The 24,134-nt window shown below is 62.4% G+C and carries 23 protein-coding genes; 12 read left to right on the forward strand and 11 right to left on the reverse strand.

Features of this window, described 5'->3' with window-relative positions; all coding sequences use genetic code 11:
- Window positions 1–80 precede the first annotated feature (80 nt).
- Window positions 81–800: a histidine utilization transcriptional repressor HutC gene (hutC, locus tag AC1RO0_RS20865; RefSeq protein ID WP_498594701.1), complete on the forward strand. Its 720-nt coding sequence runs from the start codon at window positions 81–83 to the stop codon at window positions 798–800.
- Here the strand turns inward: hutC and AC1RO0_RS20870 are convergent.
- Window positions 764–967: a hypothetical protein gene (locus AC1RO0_RS20870; protein ID WP_371110495.1), complete on the reverse strand. Its 204-nt coding sequence runs from the start codon at window positions 965–967 to the stop codon at window positions 764–766. The genes hutC and AC1RO0_RS20870 overlap by 37 nt on opposite strands.
- Before the next feature lie 153 nt (window positions 968–1,120).
- Between AC1RO0_RS20870 and AC1RO0_RS20875 the strand changes: the two genes are divergently transcribed.
- The 4 genes from AC1RO0_RS20875 (at window position 1,121) to AC1RO0_RS20890 (ending at window position 4,123) form a co-directional block, all read left to right on the forward strand.
- Window positions 1,121–2,611 (forward strand): HAL/PAL/TAL family ammonia-lyase, encoded by a 1,491-nt coding sequence (locus tag AC1RO0_RS20875; RefSeq protein ID WP_498594702.1) that lies wholly within the window; start codon window positions 1,121–1,123, stop codon window positions 2,609–2,611.
- A gap of 187 nt (window positions 2,612–2,798) precedes the next feature.
- A complete protein-coding gene (locus AC1RO0_RS20880) occupies window positions 2,799–3,422 on the forward strand; it encodes a hypothetical protein (RefSeq protein WP_498594703.1) in 624 nt (207 codons plus the stop codon).
- Window positions 3,423–3,480: 58 nt separating this feature from the next.
- Entirely contained in the window at window positions 3,481–3,714 is a 234-nt protein-coding gene (locus AC1RO0_RS20885; RefSeq protein WP_498594704.1) for an AbrB/MazE/SpoVT family DNA-binding domain-containing protein, read from the forward strand.
- Between the two features lies 1 nt (window position 3,715).
- Complete coding sequence (locus AC1RO0_RS20890) at window positions 3,716–4,123, forward strand: type II toxin-antitoxin system VapC family toxin (protein ID WP_498594732.1); 408 nt, start codon at window positions 3,716–3,718, stop codon at window positions 4,121–4,123.
- A 47-nt stretch (window positions 4,124–4,170) separates the two neighbouring features.
- Here AC1RO0_RS20890 and AC1RO0_RS20895 read toward each other — a convergent pair whose 3' ends face one another.
- From AC1RO0_RS20895 to AC1RO0_RS20905, 3 genes are all read right to left on the reverse strand, one after another.
- Window positions 4,171–5,718, reverse strand: a complete 1,548-nt coding sequence (locus AC1RO0_RS20895) for a cation:proton antiporter (protein ID WP_498594705.1) — start codon at window positions 5,716–5,718, stop codon at window positions 4,171–4,173.
- Between the two features lie 149 nt (window positions 5,719–5,867).
- Window positions 5,868–9,032, reverse strand: a complete 3,165-nt coding sequence (locus tag AC1RO0_RS20900; protein WP_498594706.1) for an efflux RND transporter permease subunit — start codon at window positions 9,030–9,032, stop codon at window positions 5,868–5,870.
- A complete protein-coding gene (locus tag AC1RO0_RS20905) occupies window positions 9,032–10,201 on the reverse strand; it encodes an efflux RND transporter periplasmic adaptor subunit (RefSeq protein WP_498594707.1) in 1,170 nt (389 codons plus the stop codon). Before AC1RO0_RS20905 ends, AC1RO0_RS20900 begins: the two co-directional genes overlap by 1 nt.
- 199 nt (window positions 10,202–10,400) lie before the next feature.
- Here AC1RO0_RS20905 and AC1RO0_RS20910 point away from each other — a divergent pair, with 199 nt between their 5' ends.
- The 3 genes from AC1RO0_RS20910 to AC1RO0_RS20920 all read left to right on the forward strand — a co-directional run bounded on the left by AC1RO0_RS20910 (window position 10,401) and on the right by AC1RO0_RS20920 (window position 12,649).
- A complete protein-coding gene (locus AC1RO0_RS20910; RefSeq protein ID WP_498594708.1) occupies window positions 10,401–11,021 on the forward strand; it encodes a TetR family transcriptional regulator in 621 nt (206 codons plus the stop codon).
- Window positions 11,022–11,111: 90 nt separating this feature from the next.
- A complete protein-coding gene (locus AC1RO0_RS20915; RefSeq protein WP_498594709.1) occupies window positions 11,112–11,681 on the forward strand; it encodes a TetR/AcrR family transcriptional regulator in 570 nt (189 codons plus the stop codon).
- A gap of 50 nt (window positions 11,682–11,731) precedes the next feature.
- Entirely contained in the window at window positions 11,732–12,649 is a 918-nt protein-coding gene (locus AC1RO0_RS20920; RefSeq protein WP_498594710.1) for an oxidoreductase, read from the forward strand.
- A 63-nt stretch (window positions 12,650–12,712) separates the two neighbouring features.
- On the opposite strand, the gene AC1RO0_RS20925 is transcribed toward AC1RO0_RS20920, so the two are convergent.
- Window positions 12,713–12,850 carry a hypothetical protein gene (locus tag AC1RO0_RS20925; protein ID WP_498594711.1) on the reverse strand — a complete coding sequence of 46 codons (138 nt, stop codon included), beginning with the start codon at window positions 12,848–12,850 and terminating at the stop codon, window positions 12,713–12,715.
- 169 nt (window positions 12,851–13,019) lie between these two features.
- Window positions 13,020–13,475, reverse strand: a complete 456-nt coding sequence (gene mntR / locus AC1RO0_RS20930) for a manganese-binding transcriptional regulator MntR (RefSeq protein ID WP_012652813.1) — start codon at window positions 13,473–13,475, stop codon at window positions 13,020–13,022.
- Window positions 13,476–13,863: 388 nt separating this feature from the next.
- Here mntR and AC1RO0_RS20935 point away from each other — a divergent pair, with 388 nt between their 5' ends.
- Window positions 13,864–15,219 carry an Nramp family divalent metal transporter gene (locus AC1RO0_RS20935; RefSeq protein WP_153369507.1) on the forward strand — a complete coding sequence of 452 codons (1,356 nt, stop codon included), beginning with the start codon at window positions 13,864–13,866 and terminating at the stop codon, window positions 15,217–15,219.
- Between the two features lie 132 nt (window positions 15,220–15,351).
- Complete coding sequence (locus tag AC1RO0_RS20940) at window positions 15,352–17,178, forward strand: M23 family metallopeptidase (RefSeq protein ID WP_498594712.1); 1,827 nt, start codon at window positions 15,352–15,354, stop codon at window positions 17,176–17,178.
- A 127-nt stretch (window positions 17,179–17,305) separates the two neighbouring features.
- Here the strand turns inward: AC1RO0_RS20940 and AC1RO0_RS20945 are convergent, their stop codons facing one another.
- From AC1RO0_RS20945 to AC1RO0_RS20955, 3 genes are read right to left on the reverse strand one after another with little or no spacing between them, the layout of a single operon-like run.
- Window positions 17,306–19,594, reverse strand: a complete 2,289-nt coding sequence (locus tag AC1RO0_RS20945) for a xanthine dehydrogenase family protein molybdopterin-binding subunit (protein ID WP_498594713.1) — start codon at window positions 19,592–19,594, stop codon at window positions 17,306–17,308.
- Entirely contained in the window at window positions 19,591–20,574 is a 984-nt protein-coding gene (locus AC1RO0_RS20950) for an FAD binding domain-containing protein (RefSeq protein WP_498594714.1), read from the reverse strand. Before AC1RO0_RS20950 ends, AC1RO0_RS20945 begins: the two co-directional genes overlap by 4 nt.
- Window positions 20,571–21,038, reverse strand: a complete 468-nt coding sequence (locus AC1RO0_RS20955) for a (2Fe-2S)-binding protein (protein WP_153369513.1) — start codon at window positions 21,036–21,038, stop codon at window positions 20,571–20,573. Before AC1RO0_RS20955 ends, AC1RO0_RS20950 begins: the two co-directional genes overlap by 4 nt.
- Before the next feature lie 322 nt (window positions 21,039–21,360).
- Between AC1RO0_RS20955 and AC1RO0_RS20960 the strand changes: the two genes are divergently transcribed.
- The gene (locus AC1RO0_RS20960) at window positions 21,361–21,978 is read left to right on the forward strand and encodes a TetR/AcrR family transcriptional regulator (protein WP_498594715.1); all 618 of its coding nucleotides are present in this window, start codon (window positions 21,361–21,363) and stop codon (window positions 21,976–21,978) included.
- A gap of 244 nt (window positions 21,979–22,222) precedes the next feature.
- On the opposite strand, the gene AC1RO0_RS20965 is transcribed toward AC1RO0_RS20960, so the two are convergent.
- Window positions 22,223–22,438, reverse strand: coding sequence for a hypothetical protein (locus AC1RO0_RS20965; RefSeq protein WP_498594716.1), 216 nt, complete (start codon window positions 22,436–22,438; stop codon window positions 22,223–22,225).
- 237 nt (window positions 22,439–22,675) lie between these two features.
- Between AC1RO0_RS20965 and AC1RO0_RS20970 the strand changes: the two genes are divergently transcribed.
- Window positions 22,676–23,053: a DUF427 domain-containing protein gene (locus AC1RO0_RS20970; protein WP_498594717.1), complete on the forward strand. Its 378-nt coding sequence runs from the start codon at window positions 22,676–22,678 to the stop codon at window positions 23,051–23,053.
- Here the strand turns inward: AC1RO0_RS20970 and AC1RO0_RS20975 are convergent.
- Window positions 23,050–24,120 (reverse strand): ABC transporter ATP-binding protein, encoded by a 1,071-nt coding sequence (locus tag AC1RO0_RS20975; protein ID WP_498594718.1) that lies wholly within the window; start codon window positions 24,118–24,120, stop codon window positions 23,050–23,052. The two genes, AC1RO0_RS20970 and AC1RO0_RS20975, sit on opposite strands and share 4 nt — an antisense overlap.
- Between the last annotated feature and the right edge of the window lie 14 nt (window positions 24,121–24,134).

A 24,134-nucleotide genomic window follows, 5' to 3' on the forward strand; every position in this document is an offset into this window, starting at 1 on the left:
AGAACTTTTCCTGACGGCGATTGACGCCTAAATAGATCAGGCGGCGAATACCCAGGTCTCACGAGGGAATGATCGGCGGCATGACGACAGGCAAAGAGGCGACCCTGCATCAGCGTATCCTGAGCGATATCGAGGGTCGAATCGTCTCCGGCGACTGGCCGCCCGGCTATCGCATTCCCTTCGAGCTGGCACTGGCGGAACAGTATGACTGCTCGCGCATGACCGTGAACAAGGCGCTGACGCAGCTCGCCCGGGCCGGGCTGATCGAGCGGCGCAAGCGATCGGGAAGTTTCGTCACCCAACCGCAAGCACAGTCGGCGGTGCTGGAAATCCACGACATCAAGTCGGAAGTCCAGTCGCTGAACCTGCCCTATTCCCATAAGATTGTCAGGCACGCCAAGCGCAAGGGTCGCATCGAGGATGCGCGGCGGCTGGAGTTTGCCGGCTCAGTATCGGCGCTGGAGGTTATCTGCATTCACTATGCCGGCCGCCGGCCCTTCTGCCTGGAGGATCGCGTCATCAATCTCGATGCGGTTCCCGAAGCCGGACAGGTCGATTTCGACGCGTTGCCGCCGGGGCCATGGCTGCTCAATCAGGTACCGTGGAGCACGGCCGAACATCAGATCCGCGCCATCGCTGCCGACGGCGAGGCGGCCGCGAGCCTTGATATCGTCAGGGGCACCGCATGCCTCGTCGTCGAACGACGTACCTGGAGCGGTCTCGGCCCGATCACCCATGTTCGCCTTACCTATCCCGGCGACCGTCACTCGCTGGTGGCGCGTTTTGCGCCATCGAGCTGAACGTTGCCTCCGGCACCACGGTTACCACCGGGCTCGGTCTGCATCGGAATGAGGCTGTCTGATTGACGAACCGGCTGCGCAGGATTGACCAGCAGGATGCTGAGCGCGATCAGCACCAGCGCCAGAATGAGGGTAAGGCCGATCAAAAATGGGCGAATCGCTGTCATTTTGGTCCTCCAATTTCCCACGCCCGAAATAGTACCGCGGCAGGAAGGGCATTTTGAGGCATTTGGCCTGTTTTGCGACCTAAACTCTCTACGAAACCTTAAAGTTCAAACCATAACCCCGGATTTGCGGGATTTCTCAAGGGCAATGCGGCAATGACCGTGACAATCAAAACCACCCTCACCTGGCGAGATATCGCCGATGTCGCAGCCGGCGAAATGCTCGTTTTGGACGATATCGCCTGGGCTCGGGTCGAGCATGCCAGCCGCATCGTCGAAGCCATCGTCGAACGCGGCGTGCGCGCCTACGGCATCAATACCGGCGTCGGCGCCCTCTCCGATACGGTGGTCGATCGCCCATCCCAGAGCCGGCTGTCGCGCAACATCATCCTCAGCCATGCCTGCGGCGTCGGCAGCCTGCTGGAGCCGCGCGAGGTGCGCGCCGTCATTGCCGCCCAGATCGCCAATTTCGCCCATGGCTATTCCGGCGTAAGGCGGGAGATCGTCGCGCATCTGCTTGCCTTTCTGGAACGGGATTGCGTGCCGGATGTTCCATCGAAAGGCTCGGCCGGCTATCTGACGCACAATGCCCATACGGCGCTGGTGCTGATCGGCGAGGGATCGGCCCGGGTCGGCGGGAAATCCATGTCCGGCCGCGAGGCGCTGGCGGCGATCGGCCTTGAGCCGCTGGTGCTCGGCGCTAAGGAGGGCCTGAGCCTCGTCAACGGCACGGCCTGCGCCACCGGCCTCTTCAGCGTGGCGCTCGTCCGCGCCCAGCGCCTGCTCGCCTGGGCCGACGCCACGGCGGCGCTGACACTGGAGGCAGCCGGCGGACAGATGGCGGCCTTTGACGAAACCGTGCTGGATCTGCGCCAGTCACCCGGCATCGCAACCGTCGGCGCAGCCCTGCGGGCGCGGCTTCAGGGCAGCGGGCTGATTGCCGCCGCCATCGGCCGGCGCACCCAGGATGCTCTCAGCCTGCGCGCCATCCCGCATGCCCATGGCGCGGCGCGCGACGTCTTCGATTTCGTGGCTGGCGTCGCCGACCGGGAGCTTGCCTCCGTCACCGATAATCCCGCCGTCTCGGGCACGCCGGAAGAGCCACTCGTCTCCTCGGAAGCACACGCCGTTGCGCCCGCGCTCGGTCAGGCGGCCGACAGCCTCGCAATCGCCCTGGCGCAGATCGCCACGATGAGCGAGCGCCGCATGGACCGGCTGGTCAACCCGCTCGTCAGCGGCCTGCCGCCATTTCTCGCCAGCGACGCCGGCAGTCATTCCGGTTTCATGATCGCGCAATATACCGCAGCGGCGCTCGCCAACGACAACCGCCGGCTCGCGGTGCCCGCCAGCCTCGACGGCGGCATGACTTCGGGCCTGCAGGAGGATTTCCTCGCGCATCCGACGGCCGCCGCCAACAAGCTGCTCGCCATTCTCGACAATGCCGATCATATCCTCGCCATCGAGCTGATGGCGGCAACGCAAGCCCATGACTTCCTTGAAGCGACCGCTAGCCGCGCCTCCGGCACCGAGGCGATCCATGGGCTGGTGCGCTCGCATGTCGCTCACTATCACGATGATCGGCCGCTGAACCGCGATATCGAGGCGATACGGCGGCTTATCTGCGAGCGCGATCCGCCATCCGCATAAGGCTCTATGGATAACCTGGCGGCAGCACACGCTTCTCTCACACTTGTTTGATTGGCGGGGCTACGGCGCGGTCGATAGGATCGCCCCGTTGCAGTCGAGCATGGCCACATGCCAGCAACTTTGCCGGCCGATTTCTGCCGCCATATCGAAAACTCACCGATTAGCGAATGTCTCAAGGAGACTGTCCATGGACCGCAAGCTTCTGACGAAGGGCGTATTGACGCTCGCCGCCGGTGTCGTCGCGACGCTCGTAACATTGCAGGACGCCAACGCCACTGAGCGCGTCCGCGTGCGCGGCACGATCGAAAGCCTTAAGGGAGACACCCTCAAGATCAAGTCCCGCGAGGGCAAGGATATCGCCGTCACGCTGAAATCCGGCTGGAACGTCGCCGGCGTCGTCAAGGCTTCGGCCACCGACATCAAGCCCGGCGATTTCGTCGGCATCGCCAATGAGCCGACCGCCAGCGGCGTCAACGGCGCCATTGAAGTCGTCATCTTTCCAGCCGCGATGAAAGGCACCGGCGAGGGCGACCGCCCATGGGATTCGAAGCCGAACAGTTCCATGACCAACGCCACGGTCGCCAATGCCGTCACATCGGCCAACGGCCCGACGCTGACCCTCACCTACAAGGGCGGCGAGAAGAAGATCAACATTCCGGACGGCACGCCGGTCGTAACGCTGACGTCAGCCACCAAGGACGACCTGAAAGCCGGCGCCGCCGTCTTCATCACCGCCGAAGCAGCCGACGACGGCAAAGTCACCGCCGACCGCATCGCCGTCGGCCTCAACGGCACCGTTCCGCCGATGTGACTTGAAAATCGGGATTGAAAGTAATACTTTCATTTCACCGATCATTACCGAGGCCATTATGAGCACGACCGTAACCGCAAAAGGACAGGTGACGATCCCGAAGGCTGTTCGCGACATGCTCGGGATTGGTCCGGGAAGCCAGATCGATTTTCGTCAGGCCGCCGATGGCAACGTTGTCGTGGTGCCGGTTGAAGCGGGTAAGCGCAATAGCCGGTTCGCCAAGTTTCGGGGACATGCCGGAAAGGGCATGAGTACAGACGAAATCATGGCGCTGACGCGTGGCGACGACTGAGGTGATCCTGGTCGATTCCAACATACTTCTGGATATCATCACCGATGATCCCGTTTGGTACGATTGGTCGTTGGGCCAGCTTGACAGCGCAACGCTCCTTGGCCCACTTTACATTAATGACGTCGTTTATGCTGAAATATCAGTTCGTTACAATAAGATCGAACATCTCGACGACATGCTCGCTGAGACAAGTATCAGCATCCTTTCGATCCCGCGTCCCGCACTTTTCCTAGCCGGCAAAGTTTTCGCACAATATCGAAAGGCAGGCGGAACACGCACGGGTGTCTTGCCAGATTTCTTCATTGGCGCTCACGCGGCGGTCAGTGATCTTTCCGTGCTAACACGCGACACCAAGCGCTTCCACAGCTACTTCAAGTCGATAAAACTCATCAGTCCGACGACAGCTTGAGCGCGAATGCCCCGCCAGCAATCCCTTCGCGGGACTCAGGGTGTCCCTCACCCCTCGACCACCTCGAACCGGCCTGGATGCGAAGCCCCGAGTTCCGCCCAGTCCAGTTCTTCCTCAAGCACATGAAACACGTCGTCGTCGATGACGCCGAGGCGGCGCATGGCGGCGAGTTTGGTGCGTTTGGCCTGGATCACCTGCCGTTTAAGAGCGTCGATCTCGCCGGCCTCGCGCGGGTTCAACCCCTGGGTGGCCAACTCCCGGTCGCCGCGATAAAGGCCGCCCAGCGTCGTGGCAGCCTTGCTGTCCTGCATCGGCTCCAGCTCCTCCAGCGCGGCATCGATCAGCGCCAGGCGGGCATTGTCGATATCATCTTTCATCGAATCGTCACGCTCGAGCTTCAAGAGACGGATCAATGGCCCGAGCGTCAGGCCCTGCACGATCAGCGTGCCGAGCACCACGGTCAGCGCGCTGAACACGATGAGATCGCGCGAGGGGAAGCCCTCAGGCAAGGCCAGTGCGGTTGCCAGCGTCACCAGACCACGCATGCCGCACCAGGAGCCGACCAGGCTCATCGAGAGCGTCGGCGCGGGGGTTTTGTAAATGCCGGCGGCGTGGAGATAGTAGATCGCGCGGTTGGAAAACAGCAGCCAGACGACGCGGACAAGGACAACCGTGAGGAAGACAAGAACGGCGAAGCTGATCGCGAAGCCGACATCCTGCTGATAGAGTTGCAGGACGGTGGTGCGCGCCTGCATGCCCATCAGCAGGAAGGCGAGCACGTTGAGCATGAAAATGGCCGCCTCCCAGATGGAATAGGATCGTATCCGGTTGCGCGCCGATATCCTGTCCGGCATGTCGCGCGCGATCACCATGGCAAAGGCGACCATGGTCAGCACCGCGGAGAGATGCAGCCGCTCGGCAATCACCCAGACCCCAAAGGTGGCGACGAATTCGAACAGCGAGCCACCGAGCGTGCCTGCAAGGCGCGGCCCGATCCGCATGTAGACATAACCCAGCAGGATACCGAGAACGATGCCGCCGGGCGCGGCGAGAGCCAGCTGAGGCACAAGTTCTATGGCCGAAACCGTGCCGGAGGCGGCAGCGACGGCAGCGCCGAAGATCAACAGCGCCACGGCATCGTTGAGCAGGCTTTCGCCCTTCAGCACGGTGAACGCACGACGCGGCAGGTTGAAGCGGCCAAGCATGGCGGTGGCGGCGGCCGCATCCGGCGGCGCGACGATGGCGCCGAGCGCGATGGCGGCTGCGACCGGCAGGCCGGCATAGGCGACACCGACCCAGGCGACCGCAGCCGCCGTCAGAACGACCGCGATGCCCGCAAGCGAGATCAGCGGTATCCAGTTCTGCTTCAGCGTCCGGGGCGGCAGGTCATAGGCGGCATCGAACAGGGCAGGCGCGATGAACAGCGCCAGCGCCAATGCCGGATCGATGGAGATGCCAGGCGCCCAGGGCAGCATGGCGACCAAGACGCCGGCGATCGCCAGCATGGTTGGATAGGGAATACCGAGCTTTCGCGACGGCTGTAACGCGATCAGCGCCACCAACATCAGCGTCAGCATGCTCTCGAAAAAAGCCATGAAACAGGATCCCCGCGTTTCCGTCATCATGGCGGGAAAATTCCGTTGAGCAAGGGGCAGCTCTGCCCGTCGATCCCTGAATCTACATAGCAAAATGGCGCCCGAAGGCGCCATTTTCAAAGTCAGTACTCGATGGGGATACTTCGCGCCTACTCTGCCGCCTGCGCGTGCGGCCGGTGGCCGATCTCTCCATCCTCCTCGTCCTCGTCCTCGTCCGGCTTCGGCTGTTTCCAGGCGATCAGGCGATAGAACATCGGAATGAAGAAGGTGGCGAGGAAGGTCGCAGCCAGCATGCCGCCGATGACGCCGGTGCCGATAGCATGGCGGCTGGCGGAACCGGCGCCGGTGCTGATCGCCAGCGGCACGACGCCGAGGATGAAGGCAAGCGAGGTCATGACGATCGGGCGGAAGCGCAGGCGCGCCGCCTCGAGCGCGGCTTCCGCCGCACTCATGCCGTCCTTGCGTTTCATCACCGCGAACTCGACGATCAGGATGGCGTTCTTCGCCGCCAGGCCGATGAGTGTCACCATACCGATCTGGAAATAGACGTCGTTGGTGAGCCCGCGCAGATAGGTGGCGAGCAGCGCGCCGAACAGCGCGAAGGGGATCGCGGTGAGGACGGCGAGCGGCAGGCTCCACTTCTCATACTGCGCGGCAAGGATCAGGAACACCATGATGATGCCGAAGATCATCGCCTGCGTGCCCGCACCACCGGTTTCCAGCTCCTGATAGGCCGAGCCCGTCCAGGCGATCTGGAAGCCTTCCGGCAGGGTCTCAGTCGCCACCTGCTGCATGGCCTTGATCGCGTCGCCCGAGGTATAGCCGGGCGCCGGATTGCCGGTGACCTTGGCGGCGTTGAAGGCGTTGTAGCGTTCAAGCTGGTCCGGCCCGATGGTGCGCGTCACCTTGATCAGCGTGTCGATCGGAATCATCTTGCCGCTGTCGGAGCGGACGAAGACCTGGCGCAGATCGTCGGGCGATTCGCGGAACGGCGCTTCCGATTGCAGGTTGACCTGATAGTTGCGGCCGTAGAGCGTGAAGTCGTTGACATAGAGGCTGCCGAAGGTCGCCTGCATGGCATCGAAAACCGAGTTGATCGGCACGCCGAGCGCCTTGGCCTTCTCGCGGTCGAGATCGGCGCGAAACTGCGGCACGTTGGTATCGAGCGTGGTACGCACGCCCGCCAGCTCCGGCCGCTTGGAGGCAGCCGCCACGAGCTTCTGTGCTTCCTCCGAAAGTCCGGCAACACCCTTGCCGGAGCGGTCCTGCACATAGACCTCGAAGCCGCCCGTCGTCGAAAGGCCCTGGATCGGCGGCGGGTTGAAGGCGAGCACCATGGCGTCCTTGATGCCCATGTTGGCGCCGATCAGGGGACCGGCCATGTTGCGGGCGTCGAGTTCGGGCGTCTTGCGTTCGCTCCAGTCCTTCAGCGTCACGAAGGCGACGCCGGCGCTGCTCTTCAGACCACCCGAGAGCAGGTCGAAGCCGGCAACGGCGAAGACGTTCTCAACGCCGGGGAGCTTCTCGGTATTGACCAGCGCCTGATCCATGACAGCCTGCGTGCGTGTCAGCGAGGCCGCCGGCGGCAGGATGGCGATCTGGAACAGCGAGCCCTGGTCTTCGTCCGGCACCAGCGATCCCGGCAACGTATAGAAGAGATAACCGGTCGCGCCGAGCATACCGGCAACCAGCACGCAGCCGAGCACCATGCGCTTCAGGAAGAAGGCGACGCCGGCCGTATAGCCCCGCGTCAACCGGTCGAAGGCGCGGTTGAAAATGCGGAAGGGCAGCACCGGCTCGTGATGGCCAGGCTTCAGGATCAGCGCGCAGAGCGCAGGTGTCAACGTCAGCGCCACTATACCCGAGATGGTGACGGAGATCGCAATGGTGACGGCGAACTGCTTGTACATCTGGCCGGCGAGCCCGCCCATGAACGAGACCGGGATGAACACGGCGCAGAGCACCAGCACGATGGCGATGACCGGGCCGGTCACCTCGCCCATCGCCTTGATCGCCGCCTGCTTCGGCGACAGTTTCTCCGTCGTCATCAGGCGCTCGACGTTTTCGAGTACGACGATGGCGTCGTCCACCACAATACCGATCGCCAGCACCAGGCCGAACAGCGTCAGAAGGTTGATCGAGAAGCCGAGCACATACATTCCGGCGAAGGTGCCGATGATCGAGATCGGCACGGCGATGACCGGGATCAGTGTCGCGCGCCAGTTCTGCAGGAAGAGAAAGACGACGATGATGACGAGAAGGATCGCCTCGATGAAGGTCTTGACCACCTCCTCGATCGACACCTGGATGAACTTGGTCGTATCGTAGGGGATCTGGTATGCGACGCCCTGCGGGAAGGATTTCTGCAGCTCGTCCAGACGCCCCTTGAGCGCCGCCATCGTGTTCAGCGCGTTGGCGCCCGGTTGGAGATAGACGGCGATCGGGATCGCCGGCGTACCGTTCAGGCTGCTCTGGACCGAATAGCTCTTGGTGCCGAGCTCGATGCGCGCCACGTCCTTCAGCCTCAGCGTCGCGGCATTGGCATCCGAACGCAGGATGATGTCGCCGAAGGCGTCGATATCGGCCAGGCGTCCCTGCGTCGTCACCGTGTAGGTGAAGGGCTGGGCGGTGTTGCTCGGCTGGTCGCCGAACCGGCCGGCGGCAAACTGCGAATTCTGCTCCTGGATGGCGGCCGAGACATCGCTCGGCGTCAGATTGTACTGCGCCAGCTTGTCCGGCCGCAGCCAGATACGCATGGAATAATCGATGTCGCCGAGAAGGTTGACATCGCCGATGCCGGGAATGCGCTTGAGATCGTCGATGACGTTGAGCAGCGCGTAGTTGCCGACAAAGGCGCGGTCGTAGCGGCTGTCGGTCGAATACATCGCCACGAAGCCGAGGATCGAGGTCGAACGCTTGGTGACGACGACGCCGAGACGGGTCACGTCCTGCGGCAGGGTGGTGACGGCGCGCTGCACGCGGTTGTTGACGTTGATCGCCGCCTGGTCCGGATCGGTGCCGAGCGCGAAGGTGACCGTGATCTGCATCGCGCCGCTATTGGAGTTCGACGACTGCATGTAGAGCATGTTTTCGACGCCGTTGATCTGCTGCTCCAACGGAGCGGCAACGGTCTGGGCGACGGTCTCGGCGCTGGCGCCGGGATAGGTGGCGGTGACGACCACCTGCGGCGGCGTCAGCTCCGGATATTGCGCGATCGGCAGGATGCGAATGCAGACGGCGCCCGCAAGCAGGATGACGATCGAGATCACCGCCGCGAAAACGGGGCGATCAATGAAGAATCTGTTTCCCAACATCAGTTCTGCACTACCTTGTTCGCGTCGCTGGGCGCGGCGGCTGCCGCCGCCTGCACGGGCGCGCCGGGGCGCACCTTGATGATGCCTTCGACGATCAGCCTATCGCCGGCGTGAAGGCCCGACAGGACGAGCCAGTTGCCGCCGATCTTCTGGCCGAGCGTCACCGGATTGACATGCGCCTTGCCGTCCTTGTCGATCGTGTAGACGAACTGCCCCTGCGGGCTCTGCATCAGCGCCACTTCCGGAATGGTGATGGCGTTGTCGAGCGAGACGCCGGTGACGGTGGCGCGCACGAACTGGCCGGGCAGCAGCCGGCGAGCGGGGTTATCCACCACGGCACGGGCCTGCAGCGTGCCGGTCGAGGCGTCGATGGTGGAGGAGGTGAAGTCGACGACCCCGTCATGGTCATAGGTCGTGCCGTCGCCGAAGGAGATCTTCACGCCGAGGTTCGGCGCTTCGCCCTTGGCCTTCTTCATGTCGATCAGCCGGCGCACTTCGGCGGCCTGCGTATCCGAGAAGGAGAAATTGACATAGACCGGGTCGAGCTGGGTGATGCTGGTGAGCAGGCCGGTGTCGCCGGTCGTGCCGATCAGGCTGCCTTCGGAGACCTGTTCCAGCGTGGTAATGCCGCCGACCGGCGCCGTGACCTTGGTATAGTCCAGATTGAGCTGCGCGGTCTGCACCTGCGCCCGGGCTGAGGCGACCGCGGCATCCGCCAACTGGCGCGTGGAAATCGCGTCGTCCCGCGCCTTCTGCGTGACGGCGTTCTGGTCGAAGAGGTTGATGTTGCGTTTTTCCTCGCGCTGCGCCTGGGTCAGCTGCGCGTCGGCCTGCTGCAACTGCGCCTGGGCCTGGGCGAGCGTCGCCTCATAGGAGGCGGGATCGATCAGGAACAGCACGTCGCCAGCCTTGACCTCGGCGCCTTCGACAAAGTTCCTTTTCAACAGGATACCGCCGACCCGGGCGCGCACATCGACTTGCCTATAGGCGGAGATGCGCGCAGCATATTCATAGGTGAGCTGCACGGTCTCGGGCTTGACGTCGACCACGGTCACCTGCGGCGGCGGCATCTGGCCCGCCTGCTGGGCAAGGGAGGAGTACGCACCGAGGAAGAGGACACCGGCTGCGAGAAAGCTGCCGCGCAAAAAGGAGCGGGAATGCGCCGTCATAAAAAATCACCACGAGTTTTGACATTTTTATTGCGCCGCAACATACAAACATACATGAATGATTGTAAATATCAAATCGACGTGACCAATGGCATGAGGTTCGGGACGGCGCTCAAGTTCCCGAACAATATCATGTGAAATCAACCGCATGAGGCGAGATGAAATAAATTCTCGCCTCATGCAAAAGTGGAAAGATCGAATGCGCAGGACCAAGGAAGATGCAGCCAAGACCAGGGAGGAGGTTTTGGCGGCCGCCGCCGAGGTTTTCTTCGAAAACGGCGTCAGCGGCTCCAGCCTCGACAAGATCGCCAGACGCGCCGGCGTGACGCGCGGTGCGATCTACTGGCATTTCAAGGACAAAGCCGAGGTGCTGACGGCGCTGCACAGCGAAATCCGCCTGCCGCAGGAGGAGCTCGTCGACCACGCCATCGAGCATGGCCATGATGATCCCTTGAGCCTGATCGAACAGGCCTCCATCGAGGTGGTGCATATCCTGGCGAATGACGAGCAGCAGCAGCGCATCTTCGCCATCATGATTCTCGGCTGCGAATTCACCGAAGACCCTTCCGAGACTGCCCAACGCATCATCACCGCCAATGCCGAAATGTACGAGAAACTGCAAAAGCTGATCGACATGGCCGACCGGCAGGGCAAGCTCGCGCCCGGCTGGACCGTCGACACCGCCGCCCGCGCCTTCCAATGCTGCATGAACGGCCTCTTTGCCGAATGGCTCCGCTCGGGAAAATCATTTCCGGTGATCGACGTCGGCGAGAGGCTGGTGCGCAGCGTGATCGGGTCGATACGGCGAAAGGCAGCGTAAAATCACGGCGATCGACAGACACCTCTTGACGCGCAACGGTTTGCAATCCATATAAATGAGTAACTACACGCTCATTTATGATGGCAAAACATGGCACGCCCGCTCAGCGAAGAGAAACGACAAGCCCTTTTGGCATCAGCCGCCGACTTGATCGCAACGCTGGGCACTGGCGCGTCCACCGCGAAGATTGCACAGGCGGCGAATGTCGCGGAAGGAACGCTGTTCACCTATTTCGCGACGAAAGACGAGCTTCTGAACCAGCTGTACGTCGAGATCGAGACCGATCTCGCCGGAGTCATGACGGCTCCCTATCCCGAGGATGCCGGGCCGCGCGAACGTATCCGGCATGTCTGGAACCGGCTGATCGGCTGGGGATTGGCAAACCCGGTATGGCGCAAGGCAATACGCCAGCTCAAAGTGTCGGATCGCGTCGCCATCGAAAGCCAGCATCGCTGCAATGCCATGTTCCATGATGCGCGCGCGATGGTCGAGCAGAGCCTTGCCGGGCATTCAGATCCCGAGCGTATCGCTTTCTACATCGACACGGTCCTGTTCGGGCTGGCCGAGATCGCAATCGAGGCCATCGAGGCAGACCCCGGGAATCACGAGCATTTCAGCCAGACCGGTTTCGATTTGTTCTGGAAAGGCACCGCCGCCTAAATTTTTCATTTAAAAATGAGCATGTACTCACTCAATAGAAAGGTATCATCATGTCAAGACCGAGCGGATTTACCGAAACCGACGTTCCCGACCAGTCAGGCAAATGCTTCATCGTTACAGGCGCCAATACCGGCATCGGCTTCGAGGTTTCACGCGTGCTGGCCGCGCGGGGTGCGCGGATATTGCTCGCCTGCCGTGACCAGGCAAAGGCCGAAGCCGCGATGGCCGCGATCCGACAGAAGGCACCCGGCGCCGACCTGTCCTTCCTGCCGCTCGATCAGGCTGATCTTGCAAGCGTCAGGACCGCCGCCGAACTGGCGGCCAGGGAGCCGCGCATTGACGCACTCATCAACAATGCCGGGGTAATGACCCCGCCGCTCACCCGAACCAAACAAGGCTTCGAGCTCCAGTTCGGCGTCAATCACCTCGGCACCTTCGCGCTGACCTCTTTGCTCTTGCCCAAACTGGCGCAAACACAGGGGGCCAGAGTTGTCGTGACCTCCAGCCTCGCGCACAGGGGCGGGAAGATAGACTGGAACGATCTAAACGCGGAGAAAAGCTACTCCAGATTGCGACGCTATTCGGCGAGCAAGCTTGCCAACGCCCTGTTCTTTTTCGAGCTGGACCGCCGCCTTCGCGCCTCCGACTCACCCGTTAAGGCTGTCGGTTGCCATCCAGGTGCAGCCGCGACCGAGCTGGGACGCTATTTGGGGCCACTTCAACTCCTGCTGCCGCTGACAAGGTTGCTCCTCAATACGGCTGCGATGGGAGCCTGGCCTACGCTGCAGGCGTCCACCGCACCGGTGACGCCCGGTAACTATTATGGGCCAACGGGATTTCGCGAGATAAGAGGCGTTTCCGGCGAAGCCTCCCGCACCGCCGATGCGCGGAATCCGGAGATCGCGCGGCGGCTCTGGGATGCGTCTATCGCCATGACGGGGATCGATCCCGGCCTGCCGCCCGCATGACGGCGAACGAGGTCTGCCGGCCAGGCTTTATCGAACGATTGGGAGAGGGCTGAAGAAAGGCCCTCACTCGCCCACATGCCGCGCCGCCTCCACCAGCGAAATGTCCGACTTGATCTCCCTCGTCGACATCGACGTCACGGTATGGCGCACGCCGGGCAGCCGGTTCAGCTCCTGAAGCAGCAGATGGACCAGAGCCGCCATATCCATCGCCTGATGCGGATGATGACGGCGCAACTCGACCTGCTCGAAACCATGTCACCTAGGGAATATCAGCAAATCCGCCTGCAACTCTGTAATGGCCGCGGCCAGGAATCACCGGGCTTCAAGTTCCTGCTGCCTATGCCACCGAATAGGGGTCAGTCACCCGCGATCAGCCGCCGTGCTGCATCGCGCGACGGAAGGCTTCCAGCGTCTCGGCGCTGACATGATGCTCGATGCCTTCGGCGTCGATCCGCGCCGTTTCGGCGCTGACGCCAAGCCAGCGCAGGAAGGCTTCGACCGTCTGGTGGCGGGCGCGGATGTCCTGGGCGATCCTGTTGCCCGCATCGGTCAGGAAAACGCCGCGATAGGGTCGCCGCGACACGAGCCCGTCCTCGCAGAGGCGCGCCAGCATCTTGGCGACGGTCGGCTGCGACACGCCGAGCCTTGCCGCAATATCCACCTGCCGCGCCTCGTTGCCGTCATCGATGAGATCGGCGATCAACTCGACATAATCCTCCACGAGAGCGCCGCGCGTGGCCTCCCTCGTATGCCGGAAACCCTCCGAATGCGTCTCCGCATCCAGCAATGGCTCATCTCGTTGGATTGGCGGTCGTCTCGTCGGCAATAGGTCAGCTCCTCGCGAGTCCCGGTAAACTCGCTTTCATCTTTATAGCACCGGCTTCAATCTTGAAAGTGGCGGCATAAACGTTGCCGCCTTCGCGGCTCCACGCCTTTATCCGCGTCGCCAGAATTTCGTGCGCCCAGTTACCCGCTCGCCGCGTTCGCCGCAACCGCCGAGCCGATTTTGCCGAATGCGGCGGTGGAGAACTCGCTCTTCCTCATGCCGAGATGACAATCGCCGCGGCGCGAACACAGGCGGTATCGGCCCCAAACCGCAAGGCAACACCGCCCAATATAATGCCAAATCTATGAAATATAGCCTATTGCATAATGTTGATATCCAGCATATTTCTTTAGACAGATCATAGCTCAATCCCCCGGAGCACTCCCGTATGACGCAGATTCAAGACACTGCCGCGCCGCGCGCATGGAAATTCGCCAGCCCGGACGAAGACGCCCGTCCAAGCCTTCCCGAAGTCAACGCCACCGTTCATGTTCCGCATACGGGCACCTGGATCCGGCGGCTGCTCGCCTTCATGGGGCCGGGCTACATGGTCTCTGTCGGCTATATGGATCCGGGCAACTGGGCGACCGATCTCGCCGGCGGCGCGCAATTCGGCTACACCCTGCTCTCCGTCATCATGCTGTCGAACCTGATGGCGATCCTGCTGCAGGCGCTCTCCGCCCGGCTCGGCATCGCGACCGGCCGTGATCTGGCGCAAGCCTGTCGCGATCATTACCCAAGGCCGGTCAATCTGGCCCTGTGGTTCGCCTGCGAACTCGCCATCATCGCCTGCGATCTCGCCGAGGTCATCGGTACGGCGATCGCGCTGCAATTGCTCTTCGGCATTCCGCTGATCGGCGGCGCGCTGATCACCGCGCTCGACGCCTTCCTACTGCTGCTCCTGATGAACAAGGGCTTTCGCTTCCTCGAAGCCTTCGTCATCGCGCTGCTGATCGTCATCTCCGTCTGTTTCGCCGTCCAGATCGCCGCGGCGGCACCGCCGGTCGCCGCCATCCTGCACGGCTTCATCCCATCGACTGAGATCGTCACCAATCACGAGATGCTCTACATCGCGATGGGCATCATCGGCGCCACCGTCATGCCGCATAATCTCTATCTGCACTCCTCGATCGTACAGACCCGCGCCTACAAGCGCGATGACGAAGGCCGCCGCGACGCTATCAAGTGGGCGACCACCGACAGCACCATTGCCCTGATGCTGGCGCTCTTCGTCAATGCCGCGATCCTGATCGTCGCCGCCGCCGCCTTCCACGACAGCGGACATGCCGATGTCGCCGAAATCGGCCAGGCTTACGAACTGCTGTCGCCGCTCCTCGGCCTCGGCATTGCCTCGACCCTGTTTGCCGTGGCGCTGCTTGCCTCCGGCCTCAATTCCACCGTGACGGCGACGCTTGCCGGCCAGATCGTCATGGAGGGGTTCCTGCGCCTGCGTATTCCGCACTGGGCAAGACGGCTTTTGACCCGCGGCCTCGCAATTATTCCAGTTATTTTTGTTACCGCGTTTTATGGTGAAAAAGGTACTGCGGATTTGCTGGTGCTGAGCCAGGTCGTGCTCTCCATGCAGCTGCCCTTCGCGGTCATCCCGCTGGTCCAATTCGTCACGGATCCCAAGAAAATGGGCAAATTTGTCGTGCCCAGGAGCGTTGCCATCCTCTCCTGGCTGGTCGCCGCCATCATCCTGGCACTGAACTTCAAGCTGCTTTACGACACCATCTTCGGTTGACGAATCGCAGTTAAAGCGCGAATCTAACCCTGTGGACGATCACGGCAATTAACAGACTCGTAATATTTGCCTAGATTTCGCCATGATTTGCCCTAGTTTGGGCCCACCGCAGTCTGCAGGGTTCCTCACTTCATGGCCGAAAGTCCATTGCGCGTCCAATTTCCTGCAGAGGCTGCGATTCAGGCGCGGCCTCATCATGAATTTCACGTTCCCTTTCTGCCGCGCTCTGCCCATCTTCGCCATCTGATCGCCATCGGCATTGCCGGCACGGCGTCCTTCGGCCTCCTCGCCACCGTCCTCTATCCGCTGCTGGCCCGCCATACGATCGAGCAGGCCGTGCCGATGCGGACAGCCCAGCTCGTCCAGTCGCAGCCGGCGACGCCCAAGAGCAACCGGCTTGCCACGAAACAGCGTTTCGACGGCGCCCGCTTCGCGCAGGTCGCGGAAAAGCTTTCAAGCGGCGAAACCCGCATCTTCACCTATCATCGCACCACGCTGGTCTTTAAAGCCGAGAATACCGAGCCCTCTGCCGGCGATGTCCGGGCGATCAATGTGACCTATGGCGGCGATATGCGCGCCGAGACCGCCTTGTTCTCGCCGCCGGCGCTCACCGAGATCCGCCACGGCATCTATCCGCAGACCAACCACTATGATTCAGTCCGGCGCTCGCGCTTCCCGATCCGGGGCGTGCCGCTGAATGTCAGCGTCTCGAGAGCGACTGCCGGCGAATCCGGCCGCGAGTTCAAGAGGCTGGTTTCCATGCCCAAGGACCGCCAGGACCTGCAGGATATCCTCGCCTCCGCCGGCCTCGACGCGGATGCCGGTGACGAGCTGCAGCGCGCCCTGGAGACCGATGCGGTTTCGCCCGGCGACAGGGTGGAACTGCTTCTGGAGAAAAAGACCGCCGATGCGCGGCCGAAGCTGATCATGGCCCGTCTCAGCGGCGGCAAGACGCCGGAGCGCATCGTCGCCCGCGACGATGCCGACGGCTTCGTGCCGATGACCGACGACCGGCTGTTTTCCACGCTCTATAGCGAGAGCCAGGCCGACGCGCCGTCCTCTTCGGAAGTTGCCGCCGTCGATCTCAAGGGTGTCGACGATGACAATGAGTCGACAATCGACGCCAAGCTGGAGAAGGCCGGCCTTTCCGAGACAAGCGCCGCGCAGTTGATGAAACTCGCCAAGGCCAACGGCATTTCGCTGACCGGCGGCGACAACGCACCCGACAGCGTCGACCTTTTGTCCCGCAAGGCGGACAACGGCAAAAGCGAGCTGATGTTCATCGAGTTCCACACCGATGGCGACACGCACCGCTACTATCTGCACAAGGGAAGCGGCGAAGGCCCCTCGGAATTCTACGACGAGGGCGGCCATTCCGTCGCCAAGGTCCTGAACCATCGCCCCGTACCCAATGGCAAGCTCGGCGACGGTTTCGCCTGGCGCATCCATCCCATTCTGGGCGTCAAGAAATTCCACAACGGCGTCGACTTCCGTGCGCCGATGGGCAGCCCGATCATGGCGGGCGGCGACGGCGTCGTCGAAAAGATTTCCTGGGAAACGGGCTACGGCAAATATGTCCGCATCCGCCACGACGGCGGCTACGAGACCACCTATGCCCATATTTCCGCGACGCCATCCGACCTGCGCGTCGGTGAGCGCGTCACCCAGGGCCAGGTCATCGCCTATGTCGGCTCGACCGGTTATTCCACAGGCCCGCATCTCTACTACGAACTGCGCGTCAACGGTCGCTATGAGAACCCGCTGACCGCCCAGCTCCCGGCAGGCACCAATCTCACCGGCAAATCGCTCGACAACCTGCGTTCGCAGGTCAGCCACGTCGACAACATCATGAGCTATCTCGACGTTCCCGCCGAACGCGATCCGCCGCCACCCCCACCCTTCTTCGGCTTTGGGCGCGGCCCGGGACCAGGTCCCGGCGGCAACTTCGGCAGCCCTTGAGCTGATTTTTCCGGCAACCCTATCGCCATAGCGATGAGAATGTCCTTGGCGGTGGTAATCCACCCCCGAAGGGATGATCAGGCGCAGAATATCGCCCGCGCCCGACCACCCCCCTGGCTCCTCCAAGCTACAGAAGCTTCTCCAAAGTGATCGGCAATTCACGGATGCGCTTGCCGGTCGCATGGAAGACCGCATTGGCAATGGCCGGCGCGACGCCGACGATCGCGAGTTCGCCGACCGCCTTGCCGCCGAGCACGGAGGCATGGGGGTCGGGAATGCCGACATTGATCACCTCGATATCCGGGATATCGGCATTGGTCGGCACGAGATAATCGCCGAGATTGTTGTTGATGACGCGCGCGTAACGCTCGTCAACAATACCTTCTTCGAGCAGCGCCTGGCCGATGCCCATGATGATGCCGCCCTTCCATTGGCTTTCGGCAAGCTTAGGATTGTAAAGCCGGCCTGAATCGAGCGCCGAGACGACGCGCGAGACGCGGACCGTGCCGAAATCCTCGTCGACACGCACTTCGATGAAATGCGCGCACCAGCTATGCAGCGAATACTCACCCTCCGTCGGTGACCGCATGGTCGCGATGGTCGAGAAATTGCGGTAGATATCCGCCTTGCTTTGCTTGTCGTCCGGCAAGGTGTTGCGCAGCACCTCGATCTTGTCGCGACCGATCTGCCGCAACAGGTCGACAATGGCGATGCCGTCGCCGCCATCCCGCGGCGGCAGGATGCGGCCTTCCGAAACGGTCAGCGTATTGGCCTGAAGGTCGCGCAGCGGCGAGTTGGGATCGTTGATTGCCAAGCCCACCAGCTCGTCGCGGGCGGCCATCGCCGCCTTATAGACGGCACCGGTCATCAAGTTGGCGAGCTGCGAGCCGCCGGCGACGGGCGCACGCGGCAGCGCGGAATCGCCGAGCTTGACGCGGATCTGGTCGATCGGAATGCCGAGCGTTTCCGCCGCCGTCTGTGCCAGGATCGTGTAGGTCCCCTGCCCCATGTCGATGCCGCTGCTCGCCACCTCCGCCGATCCGTCGGCCAGGATCCGCACCAGCGCTTCACCCGGCGTGCGGCGCACCGGATAGGTGCCGGCGCCGACACCCCAGCCGATCAACTGCTTGCCGTCGCGCATCGAGCGCGGCGCATGCGAGCGCTTTGCCCAGCCGAACGCCTTTGCGCCGGCATCGAAAGCCTCGCGTAATTGCCGCGTCGACCAGGGCTTGTCCGCCTCCTGATCCCGTTCGGCATAGTTCAGCAACCGGATTTCCAGCGGGTCCATGCCGAGTTCATGGGCAAGCTCATCCATGGCGCTTTCGATGCCAAAGGCGCTCGGATTTTCGCCGGGAGCACGCAGGGCGCCGGGCTTGACCGTATTCACCCTTACGATGTTCTGCCGCGACGAAAGATTGGGCGTCGCATACATGATCGCTGTGACCACACCCAGCGGCTCGACCGCCACGTCACCCATCGAGGTCTCGTTGGCGCCGCTCTGGACAATGGAGGTGAGCTTGCCGTCCTTCGTGGCGCCAAGCGCAATCGTCTGGCGCGTGCCTGGGCGTCCACCGAAAGAGGTGAAAGTCTGCGGCCGAGTGATGACCAGCTTTACCGGACGGCCAAGCAGCTTCGCCGCCATGACACCGACCGCGCCATGCGGCAAGGCCAGCGCCTTGGAGCCGAAGCCGCCGCCAATATAGGGCGAGATCATCCGCACATTCTCGAAGGGCACGCCGAACCATTCGGCATAGGTGCGCGCCATGCCGTCGATCCATTGGCTGGCCTCCCAAAGGGTCAACCTGTCGCCGTCCCACTTGGCAATCAGCCCGTGCGGCTCGATCGGCACGTTGTATTCACGCGGCGTCTTGTATTCCGCCTCGATCCTGACGGGCGCGGCGGCAAGTGCGGCTGCGGCATCGCCCCATTCCTTGGTCATCGGGTCGAGCGGGAAGCCCTCGCCGCCCTTCGGATCCTCAAGGCTGAAGACGGCCGGTGCTTCCTCATAGGTCACCTTCACCAGCGCCGCTGCCGCCGTCGCCTGCTCGAAGGTTTCGGCAACGACGATGGCAACGTGCTGGCCATTATAGGTGATGTCATTGGTCAGCGCCCGGTACGGGCCTTCCGGACCGGGCGTATCGAGCCAGGTGGTTGGCGAGTTCAGATCCGGCATGGTGTCCGGCGTCAAAATGAGCAGCACGCCCAACGCCTTTTCCGCCGCTGAAATATCGATGTCGATGATACGGCCGGCGGCGATCGTGCTCTGCACCATCACCGCATGCGCGAGCCCCTCGAGATCGCGCTCGACGGCATAATCGGCTTCACCCTTGATCTTTGCGGTGCCGTCAAGGCGCGACAGACGTCCGCCGAGGGCACCGTCGGCCGCACCGTGTTTTCTGGTTTCCATGATGGTCATACTATCTCTCCCATCGTCAGGATGGCGCGCTCGACGACACGCGGCGCGAGTTCGATCTTGTAGTGATTGGCGCCGTGATCGACGGCGCCTTCGACGGCAAGCAGGCTCGCGCGCCTGACCGCATCGGCCTCCAGCACCTTGCCCCTCAAAGCAGCCTCGACGGCGCGGGCGCGCCACGGCTTGGTCGCCACGCCGCCAAGCGCCACCCTGATATCGCGGATGGTTCTGCCATCCGCCTCCAACTCGAGGCCAACAGCGGCGCTCGCCGCCGCGAACTCATAGGACTGGCGATCGCGGACCTTGAGATAGGTCGAGCGACGCGCGGCGGCAGATGCCGGAAGCGTCACTGCGGTGATCATCTCACCGGGCGAAATCGCATGCTCCCGCTCGGGCATAGCACCCGGCAGAAGGAAGAAGTCATCGATCGCCACCTGACGGCTGCCCAGATGCACGACGGCGTCGAAAGCCACCAAGGCGACTGCGAGATCGCCGGGATTGGTGGCGATGCAGGCCTCGCTGGTGCCGAGAACCGCATGGTTACGGGTGACACCCCCGATGGCGGAACAGCCGGAGCCAGGCGCACGTTTGTTGCAGGCAGCAAAGGTCGCGGGATCGCGGAAATAGGGACAGCGCGTGCGCTGCATCAGATTGCCGCCGATCGTCGCCATGTTGCGGATCTGCGCCGAAGCGGCGAGCGACAGTGCCTCTGATACAGCCGGGAACTGCGCCTTGATATTGGCATCGTCGGCAACGCGGCTCATCTTCGCCAGCGCGCCGATCGTGACCCCCTGTTCGGTAAAGGCGATAGCATCGAGGCCGGAGAGATGGGTGATATCCACCACCGTCCCGGGCTCGGCGATGCCGCATTTGGCAAGGTCGAGCAGCGTGGTGCCGCCGGCGAGCAATGCAGCGGCAGGAGAAGTGCTAGCCTGCCGGGCTTCATCGATGGAGCCGGCGCGGAGATAGGAAAACGCTTTCATCGGGCGGCCTCCGCGGCTTCGCGCACGGCGGCGACGATATGCGGATAGGCGCCGCACCGACAGAGATTACCGGCCATATATTCGCGGATTTCATTATCGGAGCCGGCATGACCCTCGCGGATGCAGGCTACCGCCGACATGATCTGCCCCGGCGTGCAGTAACCGCACTGGAAGGCGTCATGTTCGAGGAAGGCGGCCTGGACCGGATGCAGATCGCCGTTTTCGGCCGCCAATCCTTCGATCGTCGTCACCTTGCGGCCTTCGGCCTGGGCGGCCAGCGTCAGGCAGGAAAGCACACGCTCGCCGTCGACATGGACGGTACAGGCGCCGCACTGGCCCTGGTCGCAGCCTTTCTTCGTGCCGGTCAGACAGAGATGCTCGCGAAGAGCATCGAGAAGCGTCACGCGCGGATCGAGCGAAAGCTCGTGCTCGCGCCCATTGATATCGAGATGGACGGTGGTCATCAGGTCACTCCCTGTTCGGGTCTTCATCTTGCAATTGGCAGTCGTTGGCATTGACCGGTCATGGCATCCGCTCTTGACGTCAGCCGGGCCGGCCCCAGATCATCAGACTACGCGCTTTGGCCGGCGCCTGCGGCTTGCGGTGAAACGCGTCGGGGCAAGCCGCACTTTCACCGTCCCAGATCCTCTCATCGGACGGCAATGGCGTCTTGGCCCTTTATGCGATAACAATCCTCAGCTACTCCAGATTAAACGGAGGCGCCTCCGTTTATTATCCTAGAGACTTGTCCAATATCGTCAAGTCGCAATCCGCATGGAGCGAGAATTGGCGCCCAAGCCATCGACAGAGCCCAAGGATCAAGTGCCGCCAGCCGGCAGAAGCCTGCGCGCGGATGCACGGCGCAATCGTGACAAGCTCATCGAAACCGCGGCGCAAGCCTTCGCCGATCACGGCACCGCCGCCTCGCTCGAAGACATCGCCCGGCGCGCCGGCGTCGGCGTCGGCACGCTCTATCGCCATTTCCCGACCCGCGAGCATCTGGTCGAGGCAGTCTACCGCCATGAGGTCGAAGCGCTCTGCGATGCGGCCGAAGAGCTTTCGCGCGAACTTACACCCGATCGGACTTTGGAGGAATGGATGCACCGCTTCGTCGGCTACATCGCCACCAAGCGCGGCATGGGCGACAGTCTGCGCATCCTGCTCAACAGCAATTCCGAACTCTTCGCCGACAGCTACGGCAAGGTGCCGATCGTGCTTGCTGGCTTGATCGCGCGGGCAGTGGCCGACGGCTCGATCCGCGCCGACGTCGACAGCACGGATGTGCTGCATGCGCTCTCGGGCACCTATTCCATGCCCAATTCCCCCGAATGGCACCACCGCTCCCGCCGCCTCGTCGGCCTTTTGATGGACGGCCTGCGCTGGCGCGGGCCGAGGGCCCGATAATCCACGGAATTGTTCTTCTATCTTTTATGAATGCCGATGGTCAGGCATCCCCGAGGCGGCCGAAATTTGTTACCCGACTCCTCACCCCGCCTCATGCGAGGGAGAGGGAGAGGGAACTCTACAATTCCCAACACCGTTTCCGCAAAAGAACAGTAAAGGCTGAGCTAACAACCTAACTACAACGCTGGTGCGTTCAGGCCAAGCCTGTGTTCCGCAGTCGGCCCGAAGCGGGCAGCCGCCTGCGCTACTTATCAGGATTCAGATCGGGAAAAATCTGCTCAAGCGGAACTAGAATGCCTAGCATAGCATGTCCCATGATCTCGCCGACAGACCGCTTCAATTCCGAGGAAAGTTTGGCATCTTCGATCAGCTCTATCTCATCGATAAGCTTGTTAATTGTGGGATCCATGGAGGTCACCAGATCAATGATGCGCTTAGCGTGAGCTTTATCTATTGTCATGTGCGTCTTAAATAGGAGGTGTAGCTCCGTATACTAATGTATTTTGTCGCTGCCACAATGACTGCTTATGGCGGATCTCGCATTCGCGAAACAGGCTGGTGGTATTTGCCACACAATTCGGGATTGTTTTGCTCCGTCATCCCCTCCCGCTGCCAGGAGAGGGCTGAGGTGAGGGCCAGACACAAGGATGCGGCATCAGCAGAACTGCCTGACTATCACCCAACCAAGGAACCCATCATGCCCGAAAAACCGGTCAAAATCCCCGGCCCAGATCATCCCATCACGATCGAGGACGCGCATGCCCATGTCACCGTTTCGGTTGTCGGCAAGATCGTCGCCGATACGCGGGAAGCGCTGTCGCTGAAGGAAGCCTCCTACCCGGCGGTCCTTTACATCCCCCGCAAGGATATCGACATGTCGGCCCTCAAGAGGACCGATCATACGACCTACTGCCCCTACAAGGGCGACTGCTCCTATTACAGCATCCCGGCCGGCGGCGAGCGTTCGGTGAATGCAGTCTGGACCTATGAGACCCCCTATCCGTCCGTAGCCCGAATCAAGGATTACATGGCTTTCTACTCTGATCGCGTCGATGCGATCAGGGTGGAGGCTTAAAGCGTCAGCCCACTCGTCGCGTCGAAGACGTAGACCTGATCGGGATTGACGGTGACCTTCAATTGCTCGCCATAGCGAACCGGTGCTTCGCCGTCGACAACGGCGGTTACCTGCTCGCCGGCAAGATCGAACAGCACATGTGTCTGCGCGCCGGTCGGCTCGACCAGCAGCGTCTGGCCGGTCAGCGGCGAACCGTTGCCGGTCAGGCTGAGATGCTCCGGCCGCAGACCGATCTTCACGCTCTGGCCGGGCTGTACTCTGCGTTCGCTGGCGATGCGCAGCGGCGTGCCGTCCGTCAGCCGCACCGAAGCCGAGCCGTTGACGCCCTCCACCACGCCATCGAGGAAATTCATCGCCGGCGAGCCGATGAAGCCGGCAACGAAGAGATTGGCCGGCTGGCGATAAAGCTCGATCGGCGTTCCCTGCTGCTCGATCCGCCCCTGGTTCAGAACGACGATACGGTCGGCGAGCGTCATCGCTTCGATCTGGTCGTGGGTGACGTAGATCGAGGTCGTCTGCACCTTCTGATGCAGCGCCTTGATCTCGGAGCGCATCTGCACGCGCAGTTTCGCGTCGAGGTTCGACAAGGGCTCGTCGAACAGGAAGACGGCGGGGTTGCGCACGATGGCGCGGCCCATGGCAACGCGCTGGCGCTGGCCGCCGGAAAGCTGCGCCGGCTTGCGGTCGAGCAGCTTGGTGAGATCGAGCATGCGCGCGGCTTCGTTCACCCGCTGCTCGATCACCGGCTTCGTCTCGCCCGAGAGCTTCAGGTTGAAGCCCATATTCTCGGCGACGGTCATGTGCGGATAAAGCGCATAGGACTGGAAGACCATGGCGATGTTGCGCTCGCGCGGCGTCATGGCGTTGACCACCTGGCCGCCGATCGAGACATCGCCGTCGGTGATCTCCTCAAGGCCGGCGATCATGCGCAGAAGGGTCGATTTCCCACAGCCGGAAGGACCGACCAGCGCAATGAACTCGCCGTCGTCGATCGCCAGCGAGATGTCGTGGATGACCGCCAGCGCGCCATAGGCCTTGTGGATGTTGTGCAGTTCGACGGATGCCATGCTTTTTGCTCCAG

The sequence above is a fragment of the Rhizobium sp. GW821-FHT14E12 genome (assembly GCF_058803745.1).